Source organism: Barnesiella sp. An22 (assembly GCF_002159975.1).
Taxonomy (GTDB): Bacteria; Bacteroidota; Bacteroidia; order Bacteroidales; family Barnesiellaceae; genus Barnesiella; species Barnesiella merdigallinarum.
The window spans coordinates 1-20,710 of record NZ_NFJR01000002.1 but is presented as its reverse complement, the minus strand read 5'-3'; the positions used below and the strand labels follow the sequence as shown (position 1 = coordinate 20,710).

The 20,710-nt window shown below is 56.2% G+C and carries 11 protein-coding genes; 10 read left to right on the top strand and 1 reads right to left on the bottom strand.

Annotated features, from left to right (window positions below; translation table 11 throughout):
- The first annotated feature begins 4 nt into the window (after positions 1-4).
- Together B5F38_RS02645 and B5F38_RS02640 are read left to right on the top strand one after the other, a co-directional pair.
- Entirely contained in the window at positions 5-688 is a 684-nt protein-coding gene (locus B5F38_RS02645) for a CatB-related O-acetyltransferase (protein ID WP_206422468.1), read from the top strand.
- Positions 685-1,434, top strand: a complete 750-nt coding sequence (locus B5F38_RS02640; protein ID WP_162611667.1) for a glycosyltransferase family 2 protein — start codon at positions 685-687, stop codon at positions 1,432-1,434. The genes B5F38_RS02645 and B5F38_RS02640 overlap by 4 nt, the downstream gene beginning before the upstream one ends.
- Before the next feature lie 57 nt (positions 1,435-1,491).
- Here B5F38_RS02640 and B5F38_RS02635 read toward each other — a convergent pair whose 3' ends face one another.
- Entirely contained in the window at positions 1,492-3,081 is a 1,590-nt protein-coding gene (locus B5F38_RS02635; RefSeq protein WP_087407782.1) for a DUF6377 domain-containing protein, read from the bottom strand.
- Between the two features lie 372 nt (positions 3,082-3,453).
- Here B5F38_RS02635 and B5F38_RS02630 point away from each other — a divergent pair, with 372 nt between their 5' ends.
- From B5F38_RS02630 to metG, 8 genes are all read left to right on the top strand, one after another.
- On the top strand, positions 3,454-5,283 hold the full coding sequence (locus tag B5F38_RS02630; RefSeq protein ID WP_241147798.1) for a glycoside hydrolase family 13 protein: 1,830 nt from the start codon (positions 3,454-3,456) through the stop codon (positions 5,281-5,283).
- Between the two features lie 167 nt (positions 5,284-5,450).
- A complete protein-coding gene (locus B5F38_RS02625; RefSeq protein ID WP_087407780.1) occupies positions 5,451-7,634 on the top strand; it encodes a glycoside hydrolase family 97 protein in 2,184 nt (727 codons plus the stop codon).
- Positions 7,635-7,819: 185 nt separating this feature from the next.
- Entirely contained in the window at positions 7,820-10,882 is a 3,063-nt protein-coding gene (locus tag B5F38_RS02620) for a TonB-dependent receptor (protein WP_087407779.1), read from the top strand.
- A 20-nt stretch (positions 10,883-10,902) separates the two neighbouring features.
- Complete coding sequence (locus tag B5F38_RS02615; protein ID WP_087407778.1) at positions 10,903-12,540, top strand: RagB/SusD family nutrient uptake outer membrane protein; 1,638 nt, start codon at positions 10,903-10,905, stop codon at positions 12,538-12,540.
- Positions 12,541-12,580: 40 nt separating this feature from the next.
- Positions 12,581-13,690: a SusE domain-containing protein gene (locus B5F38_RS02610; protein WP_087407777.1), complete on the top strand. Its 1,110-nt coding sequence runs from the start codon at positions 12,581-12,583 to the stop codon at positions 13,688-13,690.
- A 27-nt stretch (positions 13,691-13,717) separates the two neighbouring features.
- Positions 13,718-15,691, top strand: a complete 1,974-nt coding sequence (locus B5F38_RS02605; RefSeq protein WP_087407776.1) for a SusF/SusE family outer membrane protein — start codon at positions 13,718-13,720, stop codon at positions 15,689-15,691.
- Positions 15,692-15,827: 136 nt separating this feature from the next.
- Positions 15,828-17,882: an alpha-amylase family glycosyl hydrolase gene (locus B5F38_RS02600; protein ID WP_087407775.1), complete on the top strand. Its 2,055-nt coding sequence runs from the start codon at positions 15,828-15,830 to the stop codon at positions 17,880-17,882.
- Between the two features lie 649 nt (positions 17,883-18,531).
- On the top strand, positions 18,532-20,574 hold the full coding sequence (metG, locus tag B5F38_RS02595; RefSeq protein ID WP_087407774.1) for a methionine--tRNA ligase: 2,043 nt from the start codon (positions 18,532-18,534) through the stop codon (positions 20,572-20,574).
- The last annotated feature ends 136 nt before the right edge of the window (positions 20,575-20,710 follow it).

Here is a 20,710-nt window from a genome sequence, read left to right as displayed (position 1 = left end):
ACCGATGAGAGACTTAACCCGCCTGGCCAGCCGCATCGTCATGTTTTTCATGCAGTTTTACTACCGCCTGGCCCACCATTCGCGTGTATCGTACAAGGCTTATATCAACGGCCGTACCCGCCTCGAGGGCTACAACACCATACAGGACAACGTGCTGCTGGCCGGGGCCCACATAGGCCGGGGTACCTACATTTGCCGCGGCAGCAACTTCACCGATGCCGAGGTGGGGCCCTTCTGCTCCATCGGGCGCAACGTGCGCATTGTCAACGGGCAGCACCCCACCCACACCTTTGTCTCTACTCACCCCGCCTTCTTCTCGCCCCACGGTCAGCCGGGATTCTCGTTTGTGCGGGAGCAACGGTTCGAGGAGAGCCGCTACTGCGACCCCGAGCGGGGCATCAGCATCGAGGTGGGGGCCGATGTGTGGATGGGCAACAACGTGACGCTTATGTCGGGCATACGCATCGGTACGGGGGCTGTCATTGCCACGGGAGCCGTGGTGGTGAACGATGTGCCGCCCTATACGATTGTAGGCGGGGTACCGGCCCGCGAGATACGCAAGCGGTTTGACGACCGGCAGATTGCCTATCTGCTCGCCTCGCGCTGGTGGGAGCGCCCCTTCGACCAGCTCCGCCAACAGGCCGACAGCTTTACTGATATAGAGTTATTTATGAAAAACAAGTTATGATGGAGAGTCCGCTTTTCTCGATTATCACGATTACCTTCCAGGCGGAGGCTACATTGCCCGCCACGTTGCAGAGTGTCGAGTGCCAAACCTTTACCGATTATGAATATCTGGTGGTCGACGGAGCCTCGACCGACGGCACGGTAGCCCTGGCCCGGGCCTCGCGGGCCGTCACCTCGGTGACGAGCGAACCCGACCGGGGGCTTTACGACGCCATGAACAAGGGACTGCGCCGGGCTAAGGGCCGATACCTCATCTTCCTGAATGCTGGCGATGCCCTGCATGCCCCCGATACGTTGCAGAAAATAGCCCGTTCCATCGAAAAAAACGATCCCGACATCGTCTATGGCGAGACGGCTCTCGTCGATGCCCAACGCCGTTTCGTGGCCATGCGTCGGTTGCAGGCCCCCGAGGTGTTGACGGTGAAGAGTTTCCGCATGGGTATGCTGGTGTGCCACCAGGCTTTCGTGGTGCGGCGGACGATAGCTCCCGAGTATGATTTGCAATATCGCTATTCGGCCGATTACGACTGGTGTATCCGCTGCATGCTGGCGGCCCGCACGATTACCAACACGCACGAGACCCTCGTCGACTACCTCAACGAGGGGGTTACCACCGCCAACCGCAAGGCCTCGCTGCGTGAGCGATATGCGATTATGTGCCGTTACTACGGCACGCTGCCCACCTTCGTGCGTCACCTGTGGTTTGCCGTGCGTTTTGCCGTGGCCCGATTGACCGGCCGCGAATAATAATATACAGCTTATGGAACAGGCACCGGCCGCACCGCTCCCGACCGCTCCATGCGGTTACAGATTCATCACCTCCTGTTCGAATCGCTCCTTGTCGCCGGCCGCCTTGTTGCGTATCTTACTGCGGTAGTTGTATACCGTGGCCAGCGAGTAGCTCAGGAAGTGGGCGATGCGGTTGGCATCGGTTACCCCCAGACGGATGAGGGCAAAGATGCGCAACTCGGTGTTGAGCAGTTCGCCCGGTTTGGGATAGATGCGCCCCTCCTCGACCAGCAGCTTGTTGAAGTCTTCGATGAAGTTGGGGAAGAGGTCGAGAAACGACTTGTCGAACTCGCGGTAGAAGGCCTCGCGCTCGCTGCGCAGGAACTGGTCGGAGCGTATGGTCTTGAAGAGTTCGTCGATTTTGGAGGTCATGGCCAGCTTCTCCAGCGAACGGCGGTATTGCTCCAGTTTCTCGAGGTAGCCCACGCAGCGGTCCAGATAGCGGGCTATGTACACCTCTTTGATTTTGCCGATTTGTGCCAGCGTGGCGTTCGAGTTTTTCAGTTCGCAGTTGGCCTCGTACAGGCTCTTCCGCATGGCCGAGAGCTTCTTCATCCAGTGGTACAGGTAGAAGACCGCCACAATCAGCAGCAGCGACAATACGCTTATGCCCATCAACATGCCGCGCACGACCGACTGCTCATGCTCGTCTTTCTCGCGATAGGCCCGGTCGATGATGGGGTAGAACTCGGTCACCTCCAGGAACCGCAGGCGGGCGTTGCAGCTCACGGCATCCTCCATCGAGCAGTTCAGGTAGCAGTAGGCCCGGTCTATGTCGCCCTGTTCATACATCAGCCAGGCCAGTTTCTGCAGCGAGGCATACTCGCGTACCACCCGCTCCAGGTCGCAAATGGCGGTCTGTGCCAGGTAGTAGATCTGTTTCTCCACGTCGCCCTTGGCCCGATAGGCATCGTACATGGTGTAGTTGAGATACGACAGGTACTGCATGTCGCGGACCGTGGCCAGTTGCTTGTCGAGCATCGGGATAGCCTCGTCGGGGTTGCCGTTCAGAGTCAGCCGCTCGGCCATCAGGATGGTGCGGTCGGTCTCGTTCAGGGGAAATTGGGCGATGGAGTCGCGATAGAGGTCGGTCTTCTCCAGATACTTCTGCTTCACCTGCGGGTCTACGATGTTGTCGGCCAGCCAGCCATAGCACGAGCGGCAGGCATAGTAGTATTTGAGGCGGGTCTCCTCGCCCAGGCGACCGGGATTTATGGTCTCCAATTCGAGCAAGGCATCGTTGTACATGCCCATGACGCTCATCACCTCGGCCCGGCATATCGTGTGTTCGGCCTTGCTGTCGGGGAATATGGGGTCTGGGTTTATCTCCTCCTTCAGATTGAGGTAGCGGGTAGCCGAATCGGCTTGATAGTGAAGGTATTCATAGAAAAGCGAGTTGCAGAACCTGTACTTCTCCGATGCCGATGAGGCTTGGCGTAACTTTTGTTTCAACTCTCCGATTTTGGCCTCCTTGCGAGACCGGTAGCTCTCCTTCTGTGCAATCACGGCATCCAATCGTTCCAGTACCTGTTGTGTCTCTGTATTCTCTGCACCGGCCACGGGGCAAAGAATCAGCATCCATAGAGCAAATACAACCTTACGCATAAACAGTTTTTAATCCTTAATACAAATATATAATAAATTTTCCATTAAAAAATGAAAACGAGAGGGATTATTCTCGCCTTGCTCGAAGTTCTGGGAGCGGGTAGAAATCGAGTGGGGGAGTACCCCGGGGGCTTTGTGGCCATACACCCCCTTTATGGGGAGACGAAATGGTTTGAAAAAGCGGGAACAGGCGTTGAAACGGTTTATATTTTCTGATTTGTAGAAAAATCTAATCAATTGTATTACAGGTGTATGAACCGTTGCATCATTTATAAAAATATTCTAATTCCATGGCTACGTTCACATTTTTTTTATATTTGTATACACCAATATTCTAATAGTATGAAAAGGACCTGCACATTGTTTATCATCATGTTTAGCTTCTTGATTTGGCCGGCTCATCTCTTTGCCTCTGCACCGATTGTAAAGAAAGTTGCTCCTACCTTCTGGTGGGCGGGTATGAAGAATCCGGAGTTACAGATTTTATTGTATGGCGACCGCATTGCCGCCTGCGACGTGACCCTCTCGAGTCGCGACGTAGAGCTGAAAGAGGTCGTGAAACAGACCAATCCCAACTACCTGTTGTTGTATGTCGACCTCTCCGAGGCGGCTCCGCAGACCTTCGACATTGTGCTGAAGAAGGGAAAAAAGGTCGTTACGGTCCCCTATGAGCTGAAAGCCCGCAGCCGGAACGGCAACGACATCGAGGGCTTTACCGCCTCGGATGTACTCTATCTGATTATGCCCGACCGATTTGCCAACGGTAACCCCGACAACGACGTGGTGCCCGGCATGTTGGAGAATAAGGTCGACCGCAACGGACAGTATGCCCGCCACGGCGGCGACCTGAAGGGGGTGGCCGACCACCTCGACTATCTGGCCGATTTGGGCGTGACTACCATCTGGCTCAACCCCATTCAGGAAAACGACATGCCCGACGGTTCGTATCACGGCTATGCCATCACCGACTACTATCAGGTAGACCGCCGCCTGGGCAGCAACGAGGAGTTCAAGGCGTTGGCCGAGCAGGCTCACCAGAAGGGGCTGAAGGTGGTGATGGATATGATTTTCAACCACTGCGGCAGCGAGAACTACCTGTTCAAGGATAAGCCTTCGACCGACTGGTTCAACTTCAAGTCGCACTATACCCAGACCTCATTCAAGACGGCCAGCGTGCAGGACATCCATGCCAGCGAGTATGAGCGTCGGCTGGCTACCGACGGCTGGTTTACCCAGGTGATGCCCGACTTGAACCACCGCAACCGCCACGTGGCCCGCTACCTGATTCAGAGCAGCATCTGGTGGATCGAGTATGCCGGTATCAACGGCATCCGCCAGGATACGCACCCCTATGCCGATTTCGACTTCATGTCGCAGTGGTGTCGCGAGGTACTCGACGAGTATCCCCGCTTCAACATCGTGGGCGAGACGTGGCTCAACAGCAATGTGCTGGTGTCGTTCTGGCAGAAGGACAGCCGGCTGGCTGCACCCCGCAACTCCAACCTGCCCACCGTCATGGACTTCCCCCTCACCGACCTGATGAACAAAGCCTTTGACGAGGAGACGACCGACTGGGGCGGCGGCCTCTACCGGTTGTACGACTACCTCACGCAAGACCTGGTCTATCCCAATCCCATGAGTCTGCTCATCTTCCTCGACAACCACGACACCTCGCGTTTCTACAAGAAAGCGGAGGATACCGCCAACCTCACCCGCTACAAACAGGCGCTGCTCTTCCTGCTCACCACACGCGGCATCCCGCAACTCTACTACGGCACCGAGATTGTGATGGCGGCCGACAAGAGCGAAGGCGACGGTATGCTGCGTCGCGACTTCCCCGGCGGCTGGTCGGGCGACAAGAGCGACTGCTTCACGGCCGAGGGGCGCTCCGACCTGCAAAACGAAGCCTTCGACTACACCCGCAAGCTGTTGAACTGGCGTAAGGGCAACGACGTAATCGGGAAAGGGAGTCTGACCCACTTCTCGATAATGAGTAACGTATATGTGTATGAGCGGAAGTATGGCGAGCATTCGGCCGTTGTGATTATGAACGGGTCGGACGAGCCGCAAGAGATCAACCTCACTCCCTATCGCGAGGTGTTGCCCGCAGCTTCGGCTACCGACTTCTTGAGCGGCCGCACGGTCGAACTGGGGGAGAAACTCTCGCTCGAGCCTCGCGAATCGCTGCTGCTCTGCTTCTAAACCGTTTATAATATTTCGGTGGAGCGAAAGATTCAATTGTTTGTAAATAAGAAGTTTGAGAAGATAAAGCGTTTATAAATTTATTCTATCCGAATAGAAAGGGCTCTTTATCCTCTAATTTTGAAACCAAACTCAAACACGTAACAAGTTAACCAAAAAAACGCACCATGAATAGCATCAAACATCTCATCCTGGCCGGGGCCATGGTATGTATACCCATCCTGTCGAATGGCCAGCAGTTGGTTTCGCCAGACGGCAATCTGGTGATGAACTTCAGCCTCACTGCCAACGGGGCACCTGCCTACGATTTATCTTATAAAGGAAAGCCGGTCATCAAGACCAGCACCCTGGGTCTGGAACTCAAGCAGGAGGACCCCAACGCACAAACCGACTTTCAACTCTCCGGTCCGAAAAAAATCGAAGGGCTGGAAGCCAAGGCCAATCTGATGAACGGATTCACGGTGGCCCAGACTCAGACATCGAGTTTCGACGAGACCTGGACTCCGGTTTGGGGCGAAGAGAGCCAGATACGCAACCACTACAACGAGCTGGCCGTGACCCTCGACCAGCCTCAGAACAAACGTCAGATTGTCATTCGCTTCCGGCTGTTCAACGATGGTCTGGGCTTCCGCTACGAGTTCCCGCAGCAGAAAGAGCTCAACTATTTCGTTATCAAGGAGGAGCACTCTCAGTTTGCCATGGCCGGCGACCATACCGCCTTCTGGATTCCGGGCGACTACGATACCCAGGAGTACGACTACACCACTTCGCGCCTCTCCGAGATTCGGGGGCTGATGAAGCAAGCCATTACGCCCAACTCGTCGCAAACTCCCTTCTCGCCCACCGGCGTGCAGACGGCCCTGATGATGAAGACCGACGACGGCCTCTACATCAACCTGCACGAAGCCGCTCTGGTCGATTACTCGTGCATGCACCTGAACCTCGATGACAAGAACCTGGTGTTCGAGTCGTGGCTCACCCCCGATGCCAAAGGCGACAAGGGCTACATGCAGACCCCCTGCCGTTCGCCCTGGCGCACGATTATCGTGAGCGACGATGCCCGCGACATCCTCGCCTCGCGCATCACCCTCAACCTGAACGAACCTTGCAAACTCACCGATACCTCCTGGATAAAACCGACGAAATACATCGGCATCTGGTGGGATATGATTACCGGCAAAGGCACCTGGGCCTATACCAACGACCTGTATAGCGTGCATCTGGACGAGACCGACTACTCCAAGACCAAGCCCAATGGCACCCACTCGGCCAACACCGAGAACGTGAAGCGCTACATCGACTTTGCGGCGGCCAACGGTTTCGACGCCGTGCTGGTCGAAGGCTGGAACATCGGTTGGGAAGACTGGTTCGGGAACAGCAAGGATTATGTATTCGATTTCGTAACACCCTATCCCGACTTCGACGTGCAGGAGATTCACCGCTATGCGGCCGAGAAAGGGGTGGAGATGATCATGCACCACGAGACCTCCTCGTCGGTACGCAACTACGAACGTCACATGGACAACGCCTACCGCTTTATGGTCGACAACGGTTACCATGCCGTCAAGAGCGGATACGTGGGCGACATCATTCCCCGTGGCGAACACCACTACGGGCAATGGATGGTCAACCACTACCTCTATGCCGTAGACAAGGCTGCCGACTATAAGATCATGGTCAATGCCCACGAGGCTGTGCGTCCCACCGGATTGTGCCGTACCTATCCCAACCTCATCGCCAACGAGTCGGCCCGGGGTACCGAGTACGAGGCATTCGGCGGCAACCACGTGAACCACACCACCATTCTGCCCTTTACCCGCCTCATTGGCGGCCCGATGGACTACACCCCGGGTATCTTCGAGACCGATTGCAGCAAGATGACCCCCTCGAACACCTCGCGTGCCCGCACCACGCTGGCCCGTCAGCTGGCCCTCTATGTGACTATGTACAGCCCGCTGCAGATGGCTGCCGACATTCCCGAGAACTACCAGCGCTTCCCCGATGCCTTCCAGTTCATCAAGGATGTGGCCATCGACTGGGACGAGAGCAAATACCTGGAGGCCGAGCCGGGCGAATACATCACCATAGCCCGCCGGGCCAAGGGGACCGACGACTGGTACATAGGCTGTACGGCCGGTTATAACGGACATAAGTCGGAGCTCGTGCTCGACTTCCTCACCCCGGGCAAGAAGTACGAGGCCACCATCTATGCCGACGCCAAGGATGCCCACTGGGAGACCAATCCGCAGGCCTATACCATTACTCACAAGAAAGTAACCAACAAGAGCAAACTCAAACTTACCGCAGCCGTGGGTGGCGGATACGCCATCTCGATTAAAGAGATTAAGTAAATTTCTCCCCTCGTGAAAGAAGTCGAGGCTCCCGTCGGGGAGCCCAGCCTCTTTCTCTATCGCGGAGGCACACGGTATTTTCACTGAAGTCATTGATTCGTAGCTGCAAAGGCGTTATGTCTGGAGGGGCCCGCATTCGATGATTCCAATAATATTAAGAAAACTTTTTACTTTAAGCTAATAACATGAAAAGAAAAATTCTGAAAATTGCGAGCAAAATCCTATTATGGTGTATAGTAGGTTTCTTGCTACCTGCACATGCTTTCGCACAGAGCATGACAGTGAAGGGTGTTGTATTGGACAACACGGGTATGGCTATTATCGGAGCCAACGTCCTGGTGAAGGGAACTGGCAACGGAACGAGTACCAATATCGACGGAAACTTTACCATCAAGGCCAACAAGGGCGACATCATCGCCGTTTCGTACATTGGCTATCAACCTCAGGAACAACCCGCCAGCGAGTTGATGAAATTTGTTTTGCACGAAAACGAAGAGCTGCTTGACGAGGTGGTTGTGATTGGTTACGGTACGGTGAAAAAGACCGACCTCACCGGTTCGATTACCGCCATCAAGGCCGAGGACATCAACCGTGGTGCCGTCACTTCGCCCGACCAGATGCTGCAGGGCAAGGTACCGGGCCTGTTGGTTACTCCCGCAGCGGGCGACCCCACCGGTAGTGCAACGATTCGTATTCGTGGCGCCGCTTCGTTGAAGGCCAAGAACGACCCCTTGATCGTAATCGACGGGGTACCTGTTACGGCCGAGGGTGGTGCCGGCATGGCCAACCCGCTGGCATCGGTCAACCCCAACGACATCGACACCTATACGGTATTGAAGGATGCTTCGGCCACCGCCATCTACGGTTCGCGTGCTTCGAATGGTGTGATTATCATCACCACCAAGAAGGGCACCGGCAAGAATGTGCAGGTGAGCTACAACTCCAGCTACAGTTTGAAACAGAACAGCTCGACACTCGACGTGATGACGGGCGACCAATATCGCGACTACATGCGCAGCACCTATGCCGGCACCAGCCGTCTGGAGACCGTAGAGTCGCTCATGGGTACGGCCAATACCAACTGGCAGGACCTCATCTACCGCACGGCCTTCACGACCGACCAGAACCTGAGTGTCTATGGCAATGTGAAAGGCAAGTTCCCCTACCGGGTGAGCATGGGCTACACCTACGACGAGGCTACGTTGAAGGTGGGCGACAACCAGCGTGCCAACCTCTCGATAAGCATGACTCCCAAATTCTTCGATGACCACCTGAGCGTGAACATCAACGCCAAGGGTATCTACAACAAGGCCAACTATCCCAACTCGGGAGCCGTGGGCAGCGCCATCTCCTTCACCCCGACGCAGGAACCCTACTTCCGCAATGCCGACGGCAGCATCAACAAAGAGCTCTTCAACGGCTACTGGAACTGGAACGTGGGCGGTCAGGTAAGTACCAACTACGGCATCAACCCCCTGTCGCAACTCTACGACTATACCAACCGCAACGACTCGTGGCGTTCGTTGGGTAACGTGCAGTTGGACTATAAGATTCACGGCCTCGAAGACCTGCGCCTGAACCTGAACCTGGGTTACGACGTGGCCCGTACCGACGGCTACAAATATGCCGCTCTCGGGTCGGTAACCTCGGCTCGCAACAACATGTCGGGTCGCGACCTCTACGAAGAGTATGCCAACATCAACTCCAACACGCTGCTCGAGCTGTATGCCAACTACAACAAGCAGTTCGGTATCCACCACCTCGATGTGATGGCCGGTTACTCCTGGCAACACAACTATGTGAAGTACGACAACATCTCGTTCTATAACGCCAACCGCGACGAGGTTTACCTCGACAGCCCCTCGGACCGTCGTGAGTATTATCTGCTCTCGTTCTTCGGCCGTGTAAACTACTCGATCGACTCGAAATACCTGTTCACCTTCTCGTTGCGCGACGATGCCTCTTCGCGTTTCTCCAAGGAGAACCGCTGGGGTCTCTTCCCCTCGGCCGCCTTTGCCTGGAATATCGTGGAAGAAGACTTTATCAAGGACCACCAGACACCGCTCTCCAACTTGAAAATTCGGTTGGGTTGGGGTCGCACCGGTCAGCAGGACATCGGTATGGACAACTGCTACGCCTATCAGCCGCGGTATGTCATCTCGACCAGCCCCAACATGATGATTCCCGGATTCCCCGGTTTGGGCGACGGCGTTGACGGCTATGCCTATACCATCTCGCCCATGGCCTACAACAAGAATATCAAGTGGGAGACCACCGAAACCTACAACGTGGGTGTCGACTTCGGCTTCCTGAACGGCCGCATCAGCGGTAGCGTGGATGCTTATCTGCGTCACACCTACGACCTGCTCAACGACATCACCACGCCGCTCGGCTCCAACTTCTCCAACACGGTGATTACCAACGTGGGCGACATGGAAAACAAGGGCGTGGAGGTGAACTTGAGCTTCGTACCCATCGAGACCAAAGACCTGCACTGGGACATCAACCTGAACGGTACCTGGCAAGACACCAAAATTACCAAGCTGAGTAATGTGCCTACCGAGGACTATCTGGGCGTACGCGTCGGTTCCAACCTGAGCGGTACCAGCGGATACTCGTCGCTCTACCGGGTAGGCTATGCTCCCTACACCTATCACCTCTTCCAACAGGTATACGACTCCAACGGCAACCCCATAGAGAATGCGTTGGTCGACCGCAACGGCGACGGCCAAATCACGCAGGACGACCGCTATGTGACCGGCAAGAGCATCATGCCCTATTTCTATTTCGGTATCAGCACGCAAATCGTGTACAAGAACTGGGACTTCGGTTTCAATGCCCACGGTTCACTGGGCGGCTATGCCCTCAACAAGGTGGCCAAGGATAACTCCAGCGGTTACAAGGACGACTACACCAAGGGCTACATCGACAACCTCATGCCCATTTGCCAGAAGACCGGTTGGACTGAGAGCCTCACCGAGTTCCAGCACTTCTCCGACATGTTCCTCGAGGATGCCTCGTTCTTCCGCATGGACGACATCAACGTAGGCTACACCTTCGACAAAATCAAGAACTGGAAGGGCAAAATCCGCATCGGTGCTTCGGTACAGAATGTATTTGTCATCACCAAGTACAGCGGCCTCGACCCCGAACTCACGGTCAACAGCAGCGGCGAACTCGACGGTGTGGACCAGAACCTCATTCCCCGTCCCCGTCTCTACACCTTGCGACTCAACATTAACTTCTAATCACCCTAAGATACAGCATTATGAAAAAACTGATATATTATACACTGGCCATCGCAGCGACGGCGCTCTCGATGACCTCCTGTCTCGGCGACCTGGATACCGTACCTCTGAACGAGACAGACAAGACCGGCGAAACGGCCTACCAGAACATACAGGACTTTCAACGGGGACTGGCTTACATCTACGGCTCCTTCTCGCTGTCGAGCCAGAACGACCCGGGAAAGGCCGACATCAATGTCGACGATGCCGGACAGAGCGAGTTTATCCGCCAGATTGTGGTGCTGAACGAGATGAGTACCGACGCCATGAAATGTATCTGGGGCGACAGCTACATTACCGAGACCCAAACGGCTTCGTGGACAGCCGGCGGTAATGCCGCCCTGGTGGCCACCTACACCCGTGGTCTCATCACGGTTACCCGTGCCAACGAGTTCCTCACCCGTGCCACGGGCCGCGAGATGGACGGTCTGCCCGGACTGATTGCCGAGGCCCGTTTCCTGCGCGCCTATGCCTATTTCGTGTTGATGGATCTGTATGGCAATCCGCCCTTTGCTACCGAAGAGAACATCGGTGGCGGTTCGCTGCCGACGCAGATAGGACGTCCGGCGCTGTTTGCCTGGATCGAGAGTGAGCTGAAAGCGCTGGCCGACCCCAACAGCGCCATGCCCAACGTAGGCGAGGTTCCCTATCCGCGTGCCACGAAAGGCAGTGCACAGGCTCTGCTGGCCCGCCTCTATCTCAATGCCGAGGTCTATACCGGCACTCCCCGTTGGGAAGATGCCCGCACGGCAGCCGAGAAGGTGATTGGCATGGGTTACGGCTTGTGCTCGAACTATGCCCACCTCTTCCTGCAGGATAACGGCGAGAATCCCGACGCTCAGAAAGAGATGATTTTTGCCATCGGTTACGACAGCAACCAGATGCAGAGCTGGGGTGGAACCACCCACCTGGTGAGCGGTAACGTGCACGATGCAGCCAGTCAGGCCATTGCCAAGGAGCTGGGCTTCGGCGACAACACCTTCATGTCGCCCGAGCGTTGGAACGGATACCACATCCCCAACGAATACGTAGAGGCCAACTTCGAGATGAAGAATGTCTCGTGGGGCGGTACCGGCATCGGTTACGACCGCGAGGGCAGCGACAAGCGCGCCTTCTTCTGCAACACGGGTTGCGAGAAAGAGTTCGACCTGAAGGTGGCCGAGACCGGCTGGCGCTGCTGGAAGTTCAACAGCATGGATTCTCAAAATCAGCTCCACCTCGACAACAACTTCTCGTCGGCCGACTTCCCCGTGATTCGTCTGGCCGAGATGTACCTCATCTACGCCGAGGCACAAGCCCGCCTGGACAACGGCATTACCACCGACGCCAAGGCCCTCGGTTATATCAAGCAGTTGCGCGACCGTGCCGGGCTCGATACTCCCGCATCGATCGACCTCGACTTCATCCTGAAAGAGCGTGCCTGCGAGTTGATGATGGAGGGTCACCGTCGTACCGACCTCATTCGTTACGGCTACTTCACCTCCATGAGTTTCCCCTGGCCCTACAAGGGCGGTGTGCCCACCGGAGCCGTAGAGATTCCGGCCTATCGCACCATATTCCCGCTGCTCGACAACGACGTGGCCGAGAACTCCAACCTCACGCAGAATCCGGGTTACTAATCATCACCACAATATCATCAATCCTCAATAAGAAACGATTATGAAACTATTCAAAAATATAGCATTATTCGCAGCGGTAGCCCTGCTGGCCGGCTGCGAAACGGAGATAGATACTCCGCAACTCAATGCGCCTGCCGACTTTGTGGCTCCCGTCATGAGCGATTGCGGCAACGTGGTTGTCAATGCCGACAACTCCGACGACGAGAATGTCATCTTCTCGTGGACTCCGGCCGACTTCGGGCAGCCGGTGCAGATACTCTATTCGGTCTATCTCACCCTGGGCGAGAAAGAGGGCTTGTTGGGAACGACCAACGGCACCTCGCTGGCCGTGAAGAAGGGCGACCTGAATGGCGTGGTGATCAATAGCCTGGGTGTGACCAAAAACGACAAGGCCGAGGGCGTGACCGCCTATGTATCGGCCCAGATTGCCAGTGCCGCCTATGCCGAGGTGGTGAAATCGCCCCTCTCCAATCCCTTCTCGGTACAGACCTATGCCGCCCCGCTTAAGTGGCTGTTCCTGTGCGGCGAGTTCAACAAGTGGACCATCGACCAGGCATCCCAGTTCTGGGAGACCGGTGGCGGAACCAATACCTACGAGTGCATGGTCGACCTCTCCATCCCCTCGGATTGCACGCCTACCGATGGCGAAAACTCCTACTTCAAGGTGACGGTGGCCCGGTCGTGGTCCGATGCCAACTGGGGTTACAGTGCGTTGCAGTCGAACTGGACCAACGTGGAGAACAACGACAACAACCTCAACCTGCCCATTACCGAGACCAACATCTATGCCTTGTCGGTCAATACTGTGGCCATGTCTATCACGCAGACACCCATAGGTAAGACCCTGGGTCTGGCCGGCGACTTCTCGGGTTGGGCCGACGGTGCCGATGCACCTCTGGTTTATGACTGGACCGACAATACCTGGAAGACCGCACCCCTCGAACTGGAGGGTGGCAAGGAGTTGAAGGTGCGTGCCGATGGTGCCTGGACTACCAACTGGGGCGGTGACGGCTCGACCAGTACCGATGTGCCCGGCGGTTTCGTGCTGGCAGCCGGTGGCGATAACCTCAAGGTGCCCGAGAGCGGAACCTTCGTGGTCGTGCTCCATGCCAACCGCACCCCCTATGTACTGGAATTTCAAAAACAATAAAACCGATAACCTTTAATCGATACAATCATGATAAAATATCTCAAATACATAGCCATAGCAGCCATCACCCTGATGGCCGCCACGGGGTGTCAGGACGACCCGGAAGATACCTTCTCGACCGCGCCTGTGGCTCCTTCGTTGCAAAACAACGGGAGCATCCTGATGACCCAGAACACCATGGACGAACCTATCCGGTGGGCCTGGACCGCCGCCCGTTTCCTGAAGGGTGATGTCACCTATTCGCTCTTCGTGAAGTATGGGCAGGAAGAGCCCGTGCAGGTAGGCGGGAGCACCACGGCTCTGACCCTCACGATGAGCAAGACCGCATTCCGCACCTTGCTGGAGGGCATTACCGCCATTCCCGAAAACTCGACCTTCGACCTCAACTTCTATGTCGAGGCTGCCGATGCCGAGGCGGTCTACAAGTCGGCCGAGCTGATGATGACCGTCTACTCCTACGGCAACTTTATTTCGGCCGTAGCCACACCGGCCGAGAGCGAGTTCACGCTCGACATCAACAACCTCACCGAGGAGCTCACGTTGCTCACCTGGGAGCCGGCCCGGCTGAACTACAACGAGGCCATCACCTACGACGTGCTGGTTAGCTGCGGGGGAGGCGAGCCCGTTACCGCCGCTACCGGTCTGACCGAAACCTCCTGCACCCTTACGGTCGACGCGTGGAACGAACTCTTTGTGAGTGCCGGGGCTGTCGAGGGGGCTGCCAGCGAAGTCTCCTTCACCGTAAAGGCCTATTCGCCTTCGTGTGAAGAGGGGTTGCCCTCGGCTCCTGCCACCATGACGGTGACTACCTACAAAGCCAACTTCCCCGCCTTCGTCACGTTGAAAGGTACCGACAAGCAGATACCTCAGAGCTCGGCTCAGAAGGGGTTGTTCGAGTGCTTCGTCAACTTCACCGAGGCAGCCAGCTTCACCTTCGAAGATGGTGATGCTCAGGTAGAGTATGGCGCTGATGCCCAGTTTGCCAACGATGCCAACGGTAACCTGGTGGCCAGCGGTGCCCTGACCGAGGGCGGAAGCGCCATCGGCGTAGAGGCCGGTTTGTATCGCGTATGTGCCAACATCAAGTTCAAGAACTTCATTTTGGTGAAGATCGAGAGCATGGGTATGATTGGCAACGCTACCCCCGGCGGGTGGGATGCCGAGACGCCCATGACCTACGATGCCGCCTCCAACACCTTCACCCTGAAGACCACCTTGACCGAGAGCGGCGAGTATAAATACCGCGCCAACAACAACTGGGGCTATGCCATCGACGGTGAGGGCAGCTTCTCCGACGGAACTCCCAACATCGTATTCGACAAGGCTACCGGCGAGTACAACGTGACTCTCGACGTCAGCAAGCATCCCTATGTGGCCAAGATTGTGAGCACGGCCTTCCCCACCGAAGAGTATATCTACGTGCCCGGTAACCACCAGACCCCCACAACGTGGGATCCCGCTACGGCTCCGGCCCTGCGTTCGCTCGAGATGAACGGCATCTATACCGGTTTCAGCCGCTTGGACGGTGAGTTCAAGTTCACCCTGGCCCGCAACTGGGAAGGCGGCGAGTACAACAGCACCCACTTCACCGATTATAGCGAGGGCCTCGCACCGGCCAGCGGCAGCACCAACATCAACATGGCCAATCCGGGCTTCTACTACATCGAGGCCGACGTGATGACACAGAGCCTTAAGGCTACCCTCATCGAGAGCTGGGGCCTTATCGGTGCCGCTACTCCCGGCGGATGGGATAGCGAAACGGCCATGACCTACGACGCCGAGAAAGGTTGCTGGAGCTGTACGGTTGCCCTCACGGCCGGTGAGATGAAGTTCCGGGCCAATGGCACCTGGGATTCGGGTGTCGACCTGGGCGGCTCTTTGGACGATCTCGTATTCAAAGGGAGTAACATTGCGGTGGCCGAGGCCGGTACCTATCTCGTAGAGATGTACCTGCAACGCACCAGCAGCACACAGATGTACTGCACACTTACCGCTCAATAGCAGAAATCCGATAGCACAGAGAGACCGGCCGGACCCCGGGTTCTCGGGTAGAGACCGGTCTCTCTCTTTTTATTTCAATAGCCGCAGTCCTTTGCGGAAAGCGGGTATCGCAATTCACGATTATGGATAAGACAGTATGAAAAAATTTCTATTCTCATTGCTGGTAGGGTGTAGCCTGTTGTTCGCCGGTACGGCGTGCACCGAAGAGCACTTTGTCGGCGACGATAACGGGGCCGGCGGTTCGGGCCAATGGACCGATGTGGTTCCCTCGCCCGACGAGTGGGACGGTACTCCGCGGACCGACATCACCTATCAGTTGCTCGTCTACTCGTTTGCCGACAGCGATGGCGACGGTACGGGCGACTTCAACGGCATCACCGCCAAACTCGATTACTTGCAACAGTTGGGCATCACGGCCATCTGGTTGTCGCCCATACACCCCGCCATGTCGTACCACGGTTACGACGTGACCGACTATACAGCGGTGAATCCGCAATACGGCACCCTCGACGACTTCGACCGGCTGGTGAGCGAGGCCCGGGCGCGGGGCATAACCATCTATCTCGATTACGTGATGAACCACACGGGTCGCAATCACCCCTGGTTTACCCAGGCCACCTCGTCGCTCGACAATCCCTATCGCGACTATTACACCTTTTCGCAAGATCCGGCGGCCGATATTCAGGCTGGTCGGGTGCCCATGATTGCCAGCGAGGGGGCAGCCGGCTATAAGTCGGGCGAATGGTTTGCCGTGCCTACCGAGGCCGGCGGCTACTACACCTTTACCCTCGACTGGAGCTCGCCGTCGCAACCCACGGTCACGGTGACCCAGGCCTCCCGGGCCGATGTCGACGCCGACAACACGAGCCCTTCGACCAGTAGCGACAAGTATCTGTACTACGGCGATGCCGTCTGCAAAAAGTTCTACGACAAGGGAAACGGCATCTACGAGCTGACGGTCGACTTTGCCTCGTCGTGGGGATTCCTCATTCGCACCAGCAACACCCAGTGGGGCAACTACAAATATGGTGCGGCCCGGCAGGGCGACCAGGCCCGATTGGGAGAGCCCTTTGCCCTGAAGCAGGGCGAGAATGCCCAGAATATTTTGCTCGAGGGGATGGAGATGTGGTATTTCCACTCGGCTTTCGGTACCGACTGGTTTGCCGATTTGAACTACGGTCCCGTAGACCAGGCGGCCGAGTCGCCCGCCTATCAGGCCATCAGCCGTGCGGCCAAGGGTTGGATAGACCGTGGGGTAGGGGGCTTCCGCCTCGATGCCGTGAAGCACATCTACCACAATGCCACCTCCGACGAGAACCCCCGTTTCCTGCGCCTCTTCTACGGCGACATGAACAGCTATTACAAGCAGCAGGGCCACACCGACGACTTCTACATGGTGGGCGAGGTGCTTTCGGAGCACAACGAGGTGGCTCCCTATTACCAGGGGTTGCCGGCTCTGTTCGAGTTCTCGTTCTGGTATCGGGTAGAGTGGGCCATCAACAACAACCAGGGCTGCTATCTGGTCAAAGACCTGCTTTCGTATCAGGAGGAGTATGCCGCTTATCGACCCGACTATATCCGGGCTACCAAACTGAGCAACCACGACGAGGACCGGGCGGCCTCGAAGCTGAACCGCTCGGCCAACAAGTGCCGCCTGGCTGCGGCCGTTTTGCTCACGGCACCGGGTTCGCCCTATATCTATTATGGCGAAGAGCTGGGCATCTATGGCACCAAGGCGAATGGCGACGAGTATGTGCGCAGTCCCATGCTCTGGGGCGACAGCTACACCACGAGCTACACCTCCAAGGTAGACCCCTCGGTGGCTTCGCAGGTGAAGCCGGTGAGCGAGCAGCAAACCGATGCGACTTCGCTCCTGAACACCTATCTCGCTTTCACCCATGTGCGTCAGACCTATCCGGCTTTGGCTTCGGGTACGATGTCGCGGCACGAGGTCTATAACGAGGAGAATACGCAATATTCCACGGTTGCCGCCTGGTATATGACGGCGGGCGACCAGCGGGTACTGGTCGTGCACAATTTCGGGAGTGCTATTATCAGTCTGCCGCTTCTCGACCCGATAGAGAAGGCTGTAGCCACATCGGGTTCGGTGGCCTCGAAGGTAGAGGGCGAGACGACTACCCTCAGGCTGGGGGCCTATTCGTCGGTAGTCTATCTGTTGAAGAACAACTGACCGGGTGTCGGGCGCTTGAGAGCCCCGACCGACGGTGGAAACGTGATAGTGTAATTGGTAAGCGACGGCCTCTTTGCGGGGCCGTCGCTTGGTTTATAGCGGGTTGCCCGAAGGTCCTGGAGTCCCGTTTCTCTCTTGGACTTTGAATAAGTCAGGATGCGGTTTGGCAAAAAAACTCAAACAAGTTTGGCTTTTTTGCGCTCACCTTTCGCTATCTTTGGATAAGCCAGGAGTCGGTTCGGCAAAGTCAAATGTTGAAAACTTCGTTTTCCATTTGCCTCTGCGCTCACCTTTCTGCTTATCTTTGAATAAGTCAGGATGCGGTTCGGCAAAAAAACTCAAACAAGTTTGGTCTTTTTGCGCTCACCTTTCACTATCTTTGGATAAGATAGGAGTCGGTTCGGCATAGACAAATGTTGAAAACTTCGTTTTCCATTTGCCTCTGCGCTCACCTTTCTGCTTATCTTTGGATAAGATAGGATACGGTTCGGCAAAAAAACTCAAACAAGTTTGGCTTTTTTGCGCTCACCTTTCACTATCTTTGTACAAAATGCCGAAAACCGTGCGGGAACCGGGATACCGACCGTGCGGAAATCGGTGGGGAAAATACCCCTAAGGTTGTATTTAACTGGATAGAAATTAAGGAAATATGGAGAAGAAATTCAAACGTACGCTGGTTACGACCGCATTGCCCTATGCCAACGGTCCTGTGCATATAGGTCACTTGGCAGGTGTGTATGTACCGGCAGATATCTACACACGGTATCTGCGCTTGAAGGGCGAAGATGTGATTATGATAGGCGGTAGCGATGAGCACGGTGTGCCCATCACCATCAAGGCCAAAGCCGAGGGGGTGACCCCGCAGGATATTGTGGACCGCTACCACAACATTATTAAGAAATCGTTCGAGGAGTTTGGCATATCGTTCGATATTTACTCGCGCACGACTTCGGCCATCCACACGCAAATGGCTTCCGATTTCTTCCGCAAACTGTACGACAAGGGCGAGTTTATCGAGAAGACCTCGATGCAGTATTACGACGAGGAGGCCAACCAGTTCCTCGCCGACCGCTATATCACGGGTACCTGTCCGCACTGCGGCAACGAGCACGCCTATGGCGACCAGTGCGAGGCTTGTGGTACTTCGCTGAATGCGACCGACCTCATCAATCCCAAGTCGGCCATCACGGGCAACAAACCGGTGTTGCGCGAGACGAAACACTGGTATCTGCCGCTCGACAAGTGGGAGCCCTTCCTGCGTCACTGGATTCTCGATGAGCACAAGGAGTGGAAACCCAATGTTTACGGCCAGTGCAAGTCGTGGCTCGATATGGGGCTGCAACCTCGCGCCGTGAGCCGCGACCTCGACTGGGGTGTGCCGGTGCCGGTCGAAGGGGCCGAGGGCAAGGTGCTCTATGTGTGGTTCGATGCTCCCATCGGTTACATCTCGAATACCAAGGAGCTGCTGCCCGATACGTGGGAGCTCTACTGGAAAGACTCCGAGACGAAGATGGTGCACTTCATCGGTAAGGACAATATCGTGTTCCACTGTATCGTATTCCCGGCCATGCTGAAGGCTGAGGGCAGCTACATCTTGCCCGACAATGTGCCGGCCAACGAGTTCCTCAACCTCGAGGGCGACAAGATTTCGACCTCGCGCAACTGGGCCGTATGGCTGCACGAGTATCTCGAGGACTTCCCCGGCAAGCAGGACGTGCTGCGCTATGTGCTCACGGCCAATGCGCCCGAGACGAAAGACAACGACTTTACCTGGAAGGACTTCCAGGCCCGCAACAACAACGAGCTGGTGGCTATTCTGGGCAACTTTGTGAACCGTGCCCTGGTGCTTACCCACAAATATTTCGACGGCAAGGTGCCCGAGGCCGGCGAGTTGACCGACTACGACCGCGAAACCTTGAAGGAGTTTGCCGACGTGAAGGCTTCGGTAGAGAATTATCTCGACCACTACCGCTTCCGCGATGCCCTCAAGGAGGCCATGAACCTGGCCCGTATCGGCAACAAGTATCTGGCCGATACCGAGCCCTGGAAGTTGGCCAAGACCGACATGCCGCGGGTGGCTACCATCTTGAATCTGGCTTTGCAGATCACGGCCAATCTGGCGATTGCCTTCGAGCCCTTCCTCCCCTTCTCGGCCGAGAAGTTGCGCGGCATGCTTCACATGGGTCACTGCGACTGGAACATGCTGGGTCGTACCGACATTCTGCCGGCCGGGGCCGAACTGGGCAAACCCGAACTGCTCTTCGAAAAAATCGACGATAGCGTAATCGAGGCTCAGGTGAACAAACTGCTGGAGACCAAGAAGGCCAACGAGCTGAAGAATCACAAGGCTGCACCGGTGCGCGAGAATGTGGCCTTCGACGACTTTGCCAAACTCGACATCCGCGTAGGCAAAGTGCTCGAGTGCCAGAAGGTGCCCAAGGCCGACAAGCTGTTGCAGTTCCGCATCGACGACGGTCTGGGCGGCCGCACCATCGTGTCGGGTATTGCCAAGCACTACAAGCCCGAGGATCTGGTGGGCAAGAATGTCTGCTTCGTGGCCAATCTCGAACCCCGTAAACTGAAGGGCATCGAGTCGCAGGGCATGATACTCTCGGCTGAGGATGCCGATGGCCGACTGATTGTCATCTCGCCGGCTACCGACGAGATTGCTCCGGGTTCGGAGGTGAAATAGAGAGACGTACGATAAAATCGTGATACAGAGAGGGTGACCCAAAAGTCAAAGACTTTAAAGGGTCATCCTTTTTTGTTTGGATTACGCCAGATGGTCACAATGAGAGAATGAATGCGTGAGAGTGAGTGTGGAGGGG